Consider the following 12,976-nt stretch of genomic DNA (forward strand, 5'->3'; position numbering starts at 1 on the left):
TCGCCTTAACGTAATAACAGGGAGTATTGCTATGCGACAAGCTTCGCCCATCGCCCCGCAGGGGCCGGTCTTTTCCGATTTTGTAATGGGTTACTGGCGTCTGATGGAGTGGGGCATGACACCCGATCAGCTGCTGGCCTTTATTGAGCATCACCTTGAGCTCGGGATCACCACGGTCGATCATGCCGATATTTACGGCGATTACCGCTGTGAAGCCACTTTTGGCCAGGCGCTGCGCCGGGCGCCAGGGCTGCGGGAAAAACTGCAGATTGTCACCAAGTGCGGCATTGCGACACGTGCAAAACCAGAGCATCAGATAGGCCACTACAACACCAGCCAGACGCATATTGTCGCCAGCGCAGAAAATTCACTGCGTCACTTCGCTACCGATCGGCTCGATCTACTGTTAATTCATCGCCCCGATCCGCTGATGGCGGCGGATGAGGTGGCGGAAGCCTTTCTCTCGCTGCATAAAAGCGGCAAAGTGCTGCACTTTGGCGTGTCTAACTTCACTCCGGCGCAGTATGCGCTGCTGCAGTCGCGGCTGCCGTTCACCCTGGTCACCAATCAGGTAGAAATTTCGCCGGTACAACAAAGCACTTTGCTGGATGGCACCCTGGATCAGTGCCAGCAGCTGCGTATTCGGCCGATGGCCTGGTCATGTCTTGGCGGCGGCCGTCTGTTCTCTGATCCCCATTATCAGCCGCTGCGCGATGAACTTACCTTGATCAAAGAAGAGACTGGCGCCACTTCGCTGGAGCAGGTGGTCTATGCCTGGATAATGAAGCTGCCTTCCTGTCCCTTGCCAATCATCGGCTCCGGGAAAGCAGAACGGGTGCGGGAAGCGGCAGATGCCGCGTCGCTGCAGTTGGATCGTCAGCAGTGGTTTCGTATCCGTAAGGCAGCGCTGGGTTTTGATGTGCCCTGAAGCGCAAAACCGGGTTAAAACCAGGCGAAGCGGATAAAAGCGATCCAGGCTTAAAGGAAATTCTGTGAAGTCAAAGGTGATGCTATGAAACGCTTATTCACTCTCGCCGCCGCGCTATGCGTTTGCATGGGCGCACATGCTGCTACCACCGAGATCCAGCTCCATCAGGTGACGGTAGAAGGCAAAGGTGCGGCTATTGGCACGATAAAAATTGACGAAACGCCTTACGGGCTGCAGTTTACGCCCCGGTTGCACGGTTTACCGCCAGGCATTCACGGTTTTCACGTGCATGCGAAAGGCAGCTGTGAACCGGGCGTATCCGAAGGCAAAATCGTCGCTGCTGGCGCCGCAGGGGGCCATCTTGACCCCGCCAATACCCGGAAGCATGCCGGACCTTACCGTAACGGCCATCTTGGCGATCTCCCGGCCCTTTATGTCAACGCGGAAGGCGAGTCAACCTATCCGGTTCTGGCGCCGCGTCTGAAAAATATCAGTGAAATTAAGGGGAAAGCGTTGATGGTTCATGTGGGGGGAGATAACCATGAGGATAAGCCATTACCGCTCGGCGGTGGCGGTGGGCGTTTTGCCTGTGGTGTGATTTAATCAGCCAGGGGAGGCCCGTTGGCCTCCCTGCACATTTTTTCGCGATCCGGTTTCTGTTTACCTGTGGGCTATATCATCCCGGGCCGTTCAGGCCTATGATATTGATAATTGACAGGAAGGGTGTTATTAAGCGGGACAAAGGAAGAAGAAATGAAGAAAACGGGCGCGCTGATACTGTGTCTGCTGTTGGCGGGATGTGATCGTCCGGATGAAACCCAGCTGATAACCGAAACTGGCCATCAGCTGCAGCGCACCATAGACATGAATCCCCAGCGTGGTGTCTGTGAACAGATTGCACGTGGACGCGAAAGACTGAGCAAAAAAACCGTGCAGCAGCTGGAAGCGCAGGAGTGTCAGCATGTGCTGCGCAGTTCAACCGAAACCAGCTTTACCCGCACCCGCATTTATCAGCATTCGATGACCATGGTGTGTGGCGAAATTAAGGGCAAAAACTTCACCGGCGAAGAGATTACGCGTCGCTTTATTTTTTCTCCGGGTGAAAAAGCGCTGGTGATCGAGCCGGTATCAGCACAAGATAAAAGTCGCTTTCAGGATCTTAAAACGCTTCAGCAGATTCATAATGATTTTGAACGGCAGCAGGCGCAATATTGTCAGTAAAGATGTCCTTCTTCGCATCTTTATTTCAGCAGCGCAAAGGGCAAAGGACGTATACCAGTAGCGGACGATTTGTAATTTGTCCTGTTACGCCGCAAAATAGTGTAAAATCAGGGTTGATAGCTAGCAAGATAATTATAAGGAGATAAAATGGATACGCCTATTGGAACGGATTTGGCTCGGCTGGTACGCATCTGGCGCGCGTTAATTGATCAACGCCTTAAGCCGCTGGAGCTGACCCAGACGCATTGGGTAACCTTGCACAATATTCATCAATTGCCACCGGAACAGTCGCAAATTCAGCTGGCGAAAGCCATCGGGATTGAGCAACCCTCCCTGGTGCGAACCCTGGATCAGCTGGAAGAGAAGGGATTGATTACCCGCTCCACCTGCACCAGCGACCGCCGCGCGAAACGCATCAAACTGACCCGCCAGGCTGAGCCTATTATTGAGAAAGTGGAAAGTGTGATTGATGCCACCCGGGACGATATTCTCTCCGGCATCAGTCGTGAGGAAATTAATCAGATGGTGAATCTTATTGCCCGTCTGGAGAAAAATATCCTCGACCTGCAGCACAAAGAGAAATAAAAGAAAACCGACGCCCGGGCGTCGGTTTTTTGTTGCTGGCTGCCTTAGCGCGGAGACACAGTGACCTGACTGCCATTTGAGGCCAGAACCACACGCTGGCCTACTGAGTAGCGGCTGGCGTCCTGTTTCTGCACCACCATAATGGTGTTACCGTCATCCTTACGGATTTCGAGCTCGACGCCGTTCGTTTTATTCACCGCGCCCTGAACACCCTGTCCGGCAACGCCGCCTAACACCGCGCCGCCTGCGGTAGCCAGACTGCGACCGCTGCCTCCACCGATGGTGTTCCCGAGGAAACCACCCAGTACGGCACCGCCAATAGCGCCAATCACATTATTCTCATCGCCCCCCTGGATCTGAACCGGACGAACAGATACCAGCGTACCGTAGGACACGCTCTGTACTTGTTTGGCTTCACTGGCACTGTAGACATCACCCGAAAGAGTGCTGGTATTGGTACAGCCTGCCAGCATAAACCCCGTCAGTGCCACGGCTGCTAAACGCTTGATCATCAGAAACTCCTTTATCAAAAATGCGCCATGTTTATCGCCATATCCTCTGATGAGTATAAGACACAAACCTGGTAAGTTAATCTTTATCCGAATAAAAGGTTGCCAGCAACAGCTTACACTACTGGTCTTCAATAAGACTTCAATCGGCGCGCGGTTATTTTCCCACGGAAAAGCGGAGAAAGGTAATAAAAACAGAAAGTAATCATAGAATCAGATCGCATTCTTTGCCAGGCTTATTGCTGGTGACTCTCCCTTCCAACAGGAAGTAAGGTAAGGCAATGAAATCAGGACGCTATATTGGCGTGATGTCGGGCACCAGTCTCGATGGGGTTGATGTGGTCCTGGCGGCCATCGACGATCATGTGGTCGCCCGGCAAGCGAGCTACTGCCATCCCATGCCGCAGGCGCTGCGCCAGCAGATACTGGCTGTCTGCCAGGGACAGTCGCTGACTCTGTCGCAACTGGGACAACTCGATACGCGCCTTGGCAAGCTGTTTGCCGAAGCGGTGATGACGCTGATGCAGCAGCAGGAACTGGATGCGGAAGATGTGGTGGCTATCGGCTGTCATGGTCAGACCGTCTGGCACGAACCGCAGGGCGAAGCGCCAAGCACTTTACAGATTGGCGACAATAATCAGATCGTGGCGACAACCGGGGTGACGGTGGTAGGTGACTTCCGGCGGCGCGATATGGCGCTGGGCGGACAGGGTGCGCCGCTGGTGCCCGCGTTTCATCAGGCGCTGCTGATGGATAGCCAGGAACGGCGGATGGTGTTAAATATTGGTGGTATAGCCAATTTATCACTGCTGCTGCCAGGTGAGCCGGTACGCGGTTACGACACCGGGCCGGGGAATATGCTGATAGATGCCTGGATCTGGCGACATCAGGGCAAGCCTTATGATAAAGAGGGCAACTGGGCGCGCAGCGGTCAGGTCGTGACGCCGCTGCTTCAGCAGATGCTCAGCGATCCCTGGTTCGCCTTGCCGCCGCCCAAAAGTACCGGACGCGAATATTTTAATCTGGGATGGGTAGAGCAGCATCTGCAGCGTTTTCCCGGCGTGGCGCCGGCAGACGTGCAGGCGACGCTCACTGAACTGACGGCACTCACTGTTGCCCGGCAGGTGATGTTAAACGACGGCTGCGAGCGGCTGCTGGTATGTGGCGGCGGTGGCCGTAATCCGCTGCTGATGGCCCGTCTTGCTGCGCATCTGCCCGGTACGGAAGTTGGGCCGACCGAAGCGCTGGGCATCAGCGGCGACGATATGGAAGCGCTGGCCTTTGCCTGGCTCGCCTTTCGTACCCTGTCCGGTTTACCCGGTAATCTGCCCGCCGTTACTGGCGCCAGCCGCGAAACGGTACTGGGCGCTATTTTTCCTGCTAATCCTCTCGTTTAAGGAGAACGGTTCATGATGAAAGTTGTCTCCCTGACTGCCGTGCTGCTGCTGGCAGGCTGCGGCATGATGCAGAAACCCGCTGAACAGCCGCTGACCCTGCGCTATACCTGTGGCACCATGCCCTTAACCGTCACCCAGGATAATGCGCAGCAGCAGGTAAGCTTTATTATGGATGGTCAGCCGCTGACCCTGAAGCAAACCCGGTCCGCTTCCGGCACTCGTTACAGCGACGGCCATTACGTTTTCTGGTCCAAAGGCAACGGCGCTTTTATCGAGCGCAATGGTAAGATTGTGGTTAATGACTGCCTGCTGCAAAGCGGCAGCTAAGGCGTGCGCTGGCCGGTGCCAGCGACTTTGCCGATAACAGAAAGAGTGAAAAATGAGCGACAGTGATAATTTGCATCCCCTGGCCCATTTGCGTCGCGAATATACGCGTGGTGGGCTGCGCCGTAACGATTTACCTGATCATCCGCTCCCGCTGTTTGAGCGCTGGCTGGCGCAGGCGTGCGAAGCGCAACTGCCCGATCCCAGCGCGATGACCATCGCGACTGTTGATGAGCAGGGGCAGCCCTATCAGCGTATTGTGCTGCTGAAACACTTCGATGAAAGCGGCATGGTGTTTTACACCAATCTTGGCAGCCGTAAGGCACAGCATCTGGCGCATAATCCGCGCATTTCGCTGCATTTTCCCTGGCATGCGCTGGAACGTCAGGTGATGGTGCTGGGCGAAGTCGAGAAGCTCACGCCGCTGGAGGTGATGAAATATTTTCACAGCCGTCCGCGCGAGAGCCAGATTGGCGCCTGGGTATCGAAACAGTCGAGCCGTCTCTCTGCACGCAGCGTGCTGGAAAGCAAATTTCTCGAGCTGAAGCAAAAATTTCAGCAGGGTGAGATCCCGCTGCCCAGTTTCTGGGGCGGATATCGGGTTAAATTTCATACCATTGAGTTCTGGCAGGGCGGTGCGCACCGTCTGCACGACCGTTTTATTTATCAGCGTGAAGGCAGCGGCTGGAAAATCGATCGCCTGGCCCCCTAATCTTGTGCTTTACCCCTTTTCAGCGCTGGCACAGAAGGCGTCAGCGCTTTATGCTATATCCCTTCTTTTTTTCTTCCGCATCTCAGCGGAAAGCTGTGTACCAGCATAGGTGCAGTCTGATCAAATTGGAGTCAGTGATGACCAGCAGTAACCTGATACAACAATTGCAAGAACGGGGCCTTATCGCCCAGGTAACGGACGAGGAAGCGTTAGCAGAACGACTGGCGCAAGGGCCAATCGCGCTCTATTGCGGCTTTGATCCGACTGCTGACAGCTTGCATTTGGGCCATCTGGTGCCGCTGCTCTGCCTGAAACGTTTTCAGGACGCAGGACATAAGCCGGTCGCACTGGTGGGCGGTGCCACCGGGCTGATTGGTGATCCCAGCTTTAAAGCAGCAGAACGCAAACTTAATACCACGGAAACCGTGAATGAGTGGGTCGATAAGATCCGCAAACAGGTTGCCCCTTTCCTCGATTTCGACTGTGGTGAAAACAGCGCCATCGCCGCCAATAACTATGACTGGTTTGGCAGCATGAATGTGCTCACTTTTCTGCGTGATATCGGCAAACACTTTTCTGTTAATCAGATGATTAACAAGGAAGCGGTTAAGCAGCGCCTGAATCGCGACGATCAGGGCATCTCCTTTACTGAATTCTCCTATAACCTGCTGCAGGGCTACGATTTCGCCTGCCTGAATAAACTGCACGGCGTTGCGCTGCAGATTGGCGGATCTGACCAGTGGGGCAACATCACCTCCGGCATCGATTTAACGCGCCGTCTGCATCAGAATCAGGTGTTCGGGTTGACCGTGCCGCTGATCACCAAAGCGGATGGCACTAAATTCGGTAAAACTGAAGGTGGCGCGGTGTGGCTTGATGCGAAGAAAACCAGCCCATACAAGTTCTACCAGTTCTGGATCAATACCGCCGATGCCGATGTTTATCGCTTCCTGAAATTCTTTACCTTCCTGAGTATTGAGGAGATCAATGCGCTGGAAGAGGAAGATAAAAACAGCGGCAAAGCACCGCGCGCGCAGTATGTGCTGGCCGAGCAGGTCACCCGCCTGGTGCACGGCGAGGAAGGGCTGGCGGCTGCGCAGCGCATCACCGAAAGCCTCTTCTCCGGCTCGCTGCAGGAAATGAAAGAAGACGATTTCGAGCAGCTGGCGCAGGACGGTATGCCGACCATTACCCTGAGTGAGGGTGATGATCTGCAGCAGGCGCTGGTGAATGCCGGACTGGTGCCGTCACGCGGCCAGGCGCGCACCATGATCAGCTCGAATGCGGTGACGGTTAACGGCGAAAAACAGTCTGACGCAGAGTATCGTTTTACAGACAACGATAAATTGTTTGGCCGCTTTACGCTGCTGCGTCGCGGTAAAAAACATTACTGTCTGGTGAACTGGCAATAAGCGTTTCAGGGCCGGTTTCTGGCCCTTTTTTATGGCAAGGCATTAGGTGATTTATGAAAAATATACTCGCAATTCAGTCGCATGTGGTTTACGGCCATGCCGGCAACAGCGCTGCTGAATTTCCTATGCGCCGTATGGGCGCCAATGTCTGGCCGTTGAATACGGTACAGTTCTCCAATCATACCCAGTATGGTCACTGGACCGGCACCGTGATGCCCGCCACCCATTTAACCGATATCGTGAAAGGTATTGCGGATATCGATCGGCTGAAAACCTGTGACGCGGTATTGAGCGGCTATCTGGGTTCCGCTGAACAGGGCGAGCAGATCCTGGAGATCGTGCGTCAGGTGAAGGCGGCGAATCCCAACGCCTGGTACTTCTGCGATCCGGTAATGGGACACCCGGAAAAGGGCTGTATTGTTGCGCCGGGCGTCGCCGGGTTTCACTGCAAAGCCGCGCTGCCCGCCAGCGATATCATTGCGCCTAACCTGCTGGAGCTGGAAATGCTCAGTGGCAAAACCGTGGCGAATGTGGATGAGTCGGTGGCGGCGGCGCGTGAGCTGATCGCCGCAGGACCCAAAATCGTGCTGGTGAAGCATCTGGCGCGTGCCGGACGCCGTAGCGATCGTTTTGAGATGCTGCTGGTCACCGCCGACGAAGCCTGGCATATTGCGCGTCCGCTGGTGGACTTTGGCGTACGTCAGCCCGTCGGGGTGGGCGATCTGACCAGCGGTTTGCTGCTGGTCAATCTGCTGCACGGCAAAGCGCTGCAGGCGGCGCTGGAACATGTGACCGCGGCGGTCTATGAAGTGATGCTGAAAACCCACGCCATGGGCGAATATGAACTGCAGCTGGTGGCCGCGCAGGATGCGATTGCCACGCCAACGCAGCATTTCGCGGCGGAAAAAATCTGATCCTGAGCGGGCCCATCCGTGGCCCGCTTTTACCTGCCTTAAACCAGTCCTTCCGCTTTCAGCGCCGCCTGAACCGCCGGACGTTCGGTCACGCGGTTATACCAGGTTTCCAGCGCCTCAAGCCCGCTTAAATCGAGCTGCAACGCTTTCGCCCAGCGCGTCATAACGTAAAGATAGGCATCCGCCACGCTAAAACGCAGCCCCATCAGCCACTGTTTATCCTGCAGTGCGTCGTTAACGTAGCGAAAGCGTGCTTCCAGCTGTTGACGCAGCTGCGGCTTATACTCTTCAGGCGTTGTGGATTTAAACAGCGGGGCGAAGGTTTTATGCAGCTCGCTGCCAGTAAAACTCAGCCATTCCAGAGTGTGATAGCGCGTCAGGCTGCCGGTGGCGGCCAGCAGATGGCGATCCGGCTTCTGGTCGGCCAGGTATTGCACGATCGCCACCCCTTCGGTGAGGATAGTACCATCATCAAGCTGGAGGGCAGGTACCTGGCCCTTGGGGTTGATCTGCAGGTAATCTGCCCCTTGCTCCGTTTTCTTATTCATCAGATCAACATTGACCAGCGTAAAGTCGAGTCCGCATTCGCGCATTACGATATGGGGCGAGAGCGAGCAGGCTCCGGCCTTGCAGTAGAGTTTCATCATCAGAGGCTCCTGTGAAAAGGTGATCAATGCAGCTTAATCGTTCAACAGAGATTTGCCAGTGACCGGGATCAGGAAAAGGGGGACGGGAAAAGCAAGGCGGGGAGGCGGGCGGAAAAGAAAAAAAGCCAGGATTTCTCCCGGCTTTTATTATTAATGATTGGTTTTGGCGTTCTGCAACTCCGGCTGCGTATCGCTGTGCGTCATGCGATTGAGCAGCGGCGCGGTGATCAGCATCAACAGGGCAATCACGGCGGTGGCGATACCAATCTGCTGGAACACCTCGCTACAGACGCTGAGCGACTGCAGCGGGTCGGTGACATCTTCCGGAACGGCCATCAGGTTAGCGACCTTACCGGCGATCACTGCCGCACCGGCGGTGGGCAGGAACCAGGAGCCCATGATAAAGCCCATCAGGCGTTGCGGTACCAACTGCGCCACCATTGCCAGACCCAGACCGGAGATCATCAGTTCACCAATGCTCTGCAGGCCATAGCTCAGGAGCAGCCAGCTGACAGAAACAATGCCCAGATCGCTGGCAAATTTCGCCCCCAGCGGCAGCACCAGGAAAGCCGCAGAGCAGAGCACCATACCAATGGCAAATTTATGCGGCATCGGCAGACGATCGCCCAGTTTGTTATACACCGCCGCCAGAAGCGGGCTGGCCAGCATGATCCAGAACGGATTCAGTGCCTGGAACTGCTCGGGTTCAAAGGCGATACCGAGGATGCTGTGTTCAACGTTGCGAATGGCAAAGAAGTTCAGGGAAGTCGGCATCTGCATGTAGAGCACAAAGAAAACAATCGCTTCTACCATCATCAGAAAGGCGACGATCATCTTACGACGTGCAGCGCCCTTCAGGGTAAAGGCTTCTTTCGCGAACACCAGCACAATACCCAGCGCAATCACCCCCAGGGTAATACGCGCAATCGCCTGATGATGCAGCAGCCAGGCCGCCAGGGCCACCAGTACCACCACACCCACCAGGGTAGCCAGCAGCTTGCCGAACTGCAGCCGGGCAAAATCGGGCTTCGAACCGTAATCTTTGACCAGACGCTGACAGAAAAGGAAGTTCAGCAGGGTAATCAGCAGACCAATCACCGACAGTGAAAAGGCGACGTTCCAGCCATACTTCGCCGCCAGCCAGGGGGTCAGCATCATGGAGAAGAGCGAACCGATATTGATTGCCATATAGAACATGGTGAAGGCACCATCGATACGCGGATCATCTTTGTCATAGCAGGTAGAGAGCAAAGATGAGGGGTTGGCTTTAAACAGGCCGCTACCCACAGCAATGGTGGCCATACCGAAATAGACCAGCCTGGTGCTGTCACCGGACATCGCCACCAGCGTATAGCCGAGCGCCAGAACGATGACGCCAAGGATAATCACGCGTTTGGTGCCAAGCACTTTGTCACCCAGCCAGCCGCCAATGGCGACCAGGCCATAAACCAGCGCGCTGAAGGAGGAAAACAGCGTAATCGAGTCAGATTCAGACATGCCTAACTGTTTAACCAGAAAGACAGCAAGGATTGCCTGCAGGCCGTAATAACCAAAGCGCTCCCAGAGTTCAATCGAGAAGATCAGATAAAACGCTTTTGGCTGCCTGAACGCATTGAGGCTGACGGCCTCATCAGTGTGTTTGTTTGCAGTTGACACTTGTACCTCAGTTTTTACATGCCTGTTTCGTGACAGGAATTAAGTCGTCGTCACGTCAGGTTTACATGCGCGACTTTGTTATAGGACAGGAAAAACGGCGCTTAATGTGGCTGATTCAAAGCAGCAGGGCAAGCACTTTTTCCCTTACTGCCGCAGCGCAGATTGTCAGAGTTAACCTGGTAAAAGAGTGTTGCCAGATAGTTTTTAATTTCAGCGCGTGGAATTATATCAGAATAAACGTTGGTAACGCAGGCGAATTCCTGCAACAAAATGGGATTAACTGCGACATGGGGAAAATAAAGCATATTGCATTACATGTAAATTATTAAGCAGATAATCATATTGTTATTGTCTTAAAAAGCAGGGGTAAGACTCGGTGAAATGGGCCTGGCGTGGGGTGTGACAGACGGACAAAGGCAAATGCTTGATCTGATGCACAAAAAAAGAAATTAATTTACGAGGTAAAAAAAGTAAACGATTGCGCAGCGCTTATTTGCCAGCGTTATCCACCGGTAAAGCAGGGGCAAGCCCAGCGGGAAAGCGTTTTATGGTATTCAGCCGCAACCGGCATCAGGGGAATATCCGGCATCAGGCGAGAAGGCAGCGGCAGCCTGTGCCAGCCTTTTTTATCCGGCGAAGCCGGTCTGGCAGCAGACAGCAGTCAGGCGCATCATCTGAGCAAACGGCGGCGCATGGCCGCCCGGCTTATTGAATATCGACTTTCTCTTTATATTCGCAGAGATCTTCAATCAGGCAGGCACCGCAACGTGGTTTGCGCGCCACGCAGGTATAACGGCCATGCAGAATTAACCAGTGATGACAGTCCACCTTAAACTCCGCAGGCACCACCTTCAGCAGTTTCTCTTCCACTTGTTCCACGTTTTTACCCGGCGCAAAGCCGGTACGATTACAGACACGGAAAATGTGGGTATCGACGGCAATCGTTGGCCAGCCAAACGCGGTATTCAGTACCACGTTAGCCGTTTTACGTCCTACGCCCGGCAAGGCTTCCAGCGCTTCGCGGCTTTCCGGCACCTTGCCGCCGTGCTGTTCCACCAGAATGCGGCAGGTTTTAATGACATTTTCCGCTTTGCTGTTAAACAGGCCGATGGTCTTGATATGCTCTTTAACGCCTTCTACGCCCAGCGCCAGCATCGCCTCTGGCGTGTTTGCCAGCGGATAGAGTTTTGCCGTGGCCTTATTTACGCTGACGTCGGTGGCCTGTGCTGAAAGTAAAACGGCAATCAGCAGCTCAAAAGGGGAGGAAAAATTCAGCTCAGTGGTCGGATGCGGATTGTTCTCCCGTAACCGGCTGAGAATCTCGGTGCGTTTCTCCTTGTTCACATCACCTTCCCGGCGGTATGGCCCTGCGGTTGCGGTTGCGGCGCGCTGGCGGCGCGTGCAGCGCGCTGTTTCAGACGCTGGTCAATCACATATTTTGCCGCCAGCATCAGACCCAGGCCGATAAAGGCGCCCGGCGGCAGCATCGCCAGCAGCATCGGGGAGTCGAAATGCACGACCTCAATACGCAGTGCTTTGGCCCAGGGACCGAGCAGCTGATCGGCGCCGTTAAACAGTGTGCCGCTGCCGATAATTTCACGCAGCGAACCCAGTACCAGCATGGCGCAGGTAGCCCCCATACCGATGGCAAAGCCATCCAGCGCAGCCAGCGGCAGAGAACTTTTAGAGGCGACCGCTTCAGCACGTCCCACCACAATACAGTTGGTCACGATCAGCGGAATAAAGATGCCAAGTGACTGATAAAGGCCGTAAGCATAAGCATTAATCAGCATCTGTACGCAGCTCACCACCGACGCGATGATCATCACATAAATGGGAATACGGATATCGGCAGGCACCCAGCGACGCGACAGAGAAACGGCGCTGTTGGTGATGGTCAGCACCAGCGTGGTCGCCAGCCCAAGGCCAAGGGCATTGGTGGCGGTAGAGGTCACTGCCAGCAGCGGACAGAGCCCCAGCAGTTGCACCAGTGCGGAGTTGTTTTTCCACAGACCGCCGATCAATAAATTTTTGGCTTCACTCATGTGCATCTCCACAATCGGGCAGCGAAGAGAGTTTCGCAGGTAGGGTTTTCATAAACAGGGCGGTACGCTTTGTGGCGTTGACCACCGCGCGCGGCGTAATGGTCGCACCGGTAAACTGGTCGAACTCACCGCCATCTTTCTTCACCGCAAAAGCCGTATCATCAACGCCCCGAACCACTTTACTGGTAAAGCTGTTGATCCAGTCGGAGATACGCAGCTCAATCTTGTCGCCGAGACCCGGGGTTTCATGATGTTCGATCACCCGTACGCCCAGCACTTTGCCCTGAAAATCGGCACCCACCAGCATTTGTATGGCTCCAGAGTAGCCGTCGGGCGCAGTGGTCTCAAGGGCGGCAGCCACAGGCGTGAGGTCCTTACGGGCAATAAACAGCTGGTGCGGTCGGTCATTGCCCAGCGCGGGATCGGTGACAATGTAACATTCTTGTTGTATCGCGTTATCATAAAGTTCGGCAGGCACCACCTGATCCAGCAGGCTTTTTTGCTGTAACGCGGTCTGGTGCTCGACCGTGGGCTTCGTCAGAGTATTCACTACCGCAGTCAGGCCGGTGGTGATGGCGGCAAACAGCGCCAGCGTGACACCGTTTTTACGAATAGTATCCAGCATC

Annotated in this window: 15 protein-coding genes; 9 read left to right on the top strand and 6 right to left on the bottom strand. The window is 54.8% G+C overall.

What is annotated here, in order from left to right:
- The first annotated feature begins 31 nt into the window (after positions 1 to 31).
- From E0E17_RS15755 to slyA, 4 genes are all read left to right on the top strand, one after another.
- Entirely contained in the window at positions 32 to 928 is an 897-nt protein-coding gene (locus tag E0E17_RS15755) for an aldo/keto reductase (protein ID WP_130834944.1), read from the top strand.
- Positions 929 to 1,012: 84 nt separating this feature from the next.
- Positions 1,013 to 1,531, top strand: coding sequence for a superoxide dismutase family protein (gene sodC, locus E0E17_RS15760; protein ID WP_130834945.1), 519 nt, complete (start codon positions 1,013 to 1,015; stop codon positions 1,529 to 1,531).
- 150 nt (positions 1,532 to 1,681) lie between these two features.
- On the top strand, positions 1,682 to 2,149 hold the full coding sequence (locus E0E17_RS15765) for a hypothetical protein (protein WP_130834946.1): 468 nt from the start codon (positions 1,682 to 1,684) through the stop codon (positions 2,147 to 2,149).
- A 147-nt stretch (positions 2,150 to 2,296) separates the two neighbouring features.
- On the top strand, positions 2,297 to 2,734 hold the full coding sequence (slyA, locus tag E0E17_RS15770; protein ID WP_130834947.1) for a transcriptional regulator SlyA: 438 nt from the start codon (positions 2,297 to 2,299) through the stop codon (positions 2,732 to 2,734).
- A gap of 44 nt (positions 2,735 to 2,778) precedes the next feature.
- Here the strand turns inward: slyA and slyB are convergent, their stop codons facing one another.
- On the bottom strand, positions 2,779 to 3,246 hold the full coding sequence (gene slyB / locus E0E17_RS15775) for an outer membrane lipoprotein SlyB (RefSeq protein WP_130834948.1): 468 nt from the start codon (positions 3,244 to 3,246) through the stop codon (positions 2,779 to 2,781).
- Positions 3,247 to 3,524: 278 nt separating this feature from the next.
- On the opposite strand from slyB, the gene anmK reads away from it, so the two are divergent.
- From anmK to pdxY, 5 genes are all read left to right on the top strand, one after another.
- Positions 3,525 to 4,640 carry an anhydro-N-acetylmuramic acid kinase gene (gene anmK / locus E0E17_RS15780; RefSeq protein WP_130834949.1) on the top strand — a complete coding sequence of 372 codons (1,116 nt, stop codon included), beginning with the start codon at positions 3,525 to 3,527 and terminating at the stop codon, positions 4,638 to 4,640.
- Positions 4,641 to 4,652: 12 nt separating this feature from the next.
- Positions 4,653 to 4,967, top strand: coding sequence for an MliC family protein (locus E0E17_RS15785; RefSeq protein WP_130834950.1), 315 nt, complete (start codon positions 4,653 to 4,655; stop codon positions 4,965 to 4,967).
- Positions 4,968 to 5,019: 52 nt separating this feature from the next.
- Positions 5,020 to 5,676 (top strand): pyridoxamine 5'-phosphate oxidase, encoded by a 657-nt coding sequence (pdxH, locus tag E0E17_RS15790; RefSeq protein ID WP_130834951.1) that lies wholly within the window; start codon positions 5,020 to 5,022, stop codon positions 5,674 to 5,676.
- Between the two features lie 137 nt (positions 5,677 to 5,813).
- Positions 5,814 to 7,088: a tyrosine--tRNA ligase gene (gene tyrS / locus E0E17_RS15795; protein WP_130834952.1), complete on the top strand. Its 1,275-nt coding sequence runs from the start codon at positions 5,814 to 5,816 to the stop codon at positions 7,086 to 7,088.
- Positions 7,089 to 7,141: 53 nt separating this feature from the next.
- Positions 7,142 to 8,002, top strand: coding sequence for a pyridoxal kinase PdxY (gene pdxY, locus E0E17_RS15800; RefSeq protein ID WP_130834953.1), 861 nt, complete (start codon positions 7,142 to 7,144; stop codon positions 8,000 to 8,002).
- A 38-nt stretch (positions 8,003 to 8,040) separates the two neighbouring features.
- Here pdxY and gstA read toward each other — a convergent pair whose 3' ends face one another.
- From gstA to rsxG, 5 genes are all read right to left on the bottom strand, one after another.
- Positions 8,041 to 8,646: a glutathione transferase GstA gene (gstA, locus tag E0E17_RS15805; RefSeq protein ID WP_165446264.1), complete on the bottom strand. Its 606-nt coding sequence runs from the start codon at positions 8,644 to 8,646 to the stop codon at positions 8,041 to 8,043.
- A 153-nt stretch (positions 8,647 to 8,799) separates the two neighbouring features.
- Complete coding sequence (gene dtpA, locus E0E17_RS15810; protein WP_130834955.1) at positions 8,800 to 10,305, bottom strand: dipeptide/tripeptide permease DtpA; 1,506 nt, start codon at positions 10,303 to 10,305, stop codon at positions 8,800 to 8,802.
- 705 nt (positions 10,306 to 11,010) lie between these two features.
- Positions 11,011 to 11,649, bottom strand: a complete 639-nt coding sequence (gene nth / locus E0E17_RS15815) for an endonuclease III (protein WP_130834956.1) — start codon at positions 11,647 to 11,649, stop codon at positions 11,011 to 11,013.
- Positions 11,646 to 12,350 (bottom strand): electron transport complex subunit E, encoded by a 705-nt coding sequence (locus E0E17_RS15820; protein WP_130834957.1) that lies wholly within the window; start codon positions 12,348 to 12,350, stop codon positions 11,646 to 11,648. The genes nth and E0E17_RS15820 overlap by 4 nt, the downstream gene beginning before the upstream one ends.
- Positions 12,343 to 12,975: an electron transport complex subunit RsxG gene (rsxG, locus tag E0E17_RS15825; protein ID WP_130834958.1), complete on the bottom strand. Its 633-nt coding sequence runs from the start codon at positions 12,973 to 12,975 to the stop codon at positions 12,343 to 12,345. Before rsxG ends, E0E17_RS15820 begins: the two co-directional genes overlap by 8 nt.
- Position 12,976 lies beyond the last annotated feature (1 nt).

This window comes from [Erwinia] mediterraneensis (assembly GCF_900604315.1).
Classification (GTDB): Bacteria; Pseudomonadota; Gammaproteobacteria; order Enterobacterales; family Enterobacteriaceae; genus Pantoea; species Pantoea mediterraneensis_A.

Excerpts from the sequence above, each read along its gene's own strand:
- E0E17_RS15755 (WP_130834944.1), top strand. The coding sequence starts at position 32 with ATGCGACAAGCTTCGCCCATCGCCCCGCAGGGGCCGGTCTTTTCCGAT.
- sodC (WP_130834945.1), top strand. The coding sequence starts at position 1,013 with ATGAAACGCTTATTCACTCTCGCCGCCGCGCTATGCGTTTGCATGGGC.
- E0E17_RS15765 (WP_130834946.1), top strand. The coding sequence starts at position 1,682 with ATGAAGAAAACGGGCGCGCTGATACTGTGTCTGCTGTTGGCGGGATGT.
- slyA (WP_130834947.1), top strand. The coding sequence starts at position 2,297 with ATGGATACGCCTATTGGAACGGATTTGGCTCGGCTGGTACGCATCTGG.
- slyB (WP_130834948.1), bottom strand. The coding sequence starts at position 3,246 with ATGATCAAGCGTTTAGCAGCCGTGGCACTGACGGGGTTTATGCTGGCA.
- anmK (WP_130834949.1), top strand. The coding sequence starts at position 3,525 with ATGAAATCAGGACGCTATATTGGCGTGATGTCGGGCACCAGTCTCGAT.
- E0E17_RS15785 (WP_130834950.1), top strand. The coding sequence starts at position 4,653 with ATGATGAAAGTTGTCTCCCTGACTGCCGTGCTGCTGCTGGCAGGCTGC.
- pdxH (WP_130834951.1), top strand. The coding sequence starts at position 5,020 with ATGAGCGACAGTGATAATTTGCATCCCCTGGCCCATTTGCGTCGCGAA.
- tyrS (WP_130834952.1), top strand. The coding sequence starts at position 5,814 with ATGACCAGCAGTAACCTGATACAACAATTGCAAGAACGGGGCCTTATC.
- pdxY (WP_130834953.1), top strand. The coding sequence starts at position 7,142 with ATGAAAAATATACTCGCAATTCAGTCGCATGTGGTTTACGGCCATGCC.
- gstA (WP_165446264.1), bottom strand. The coding sequence starts at position 8,646 with ATGAAACTCTACTGCAAGGCCGGAGCCTGCTCGCTCTCGCCCCATATC.
- E0E17_RS15820 (WP_130834957.1), bottom strand. The coding sequence starts at position 12,350 with ATGAGTGAAGCCAAAAATTTATTGATCGGCGGTCTGTGGAAAAACAAC.
- rsxG (WP_130834958.1), bottom strand. The coding sequence starts at position 12,975 with ATGCTGGATACTATTCGTAAAAACGGTGTCACGCTGGCGCTGTTTGCC.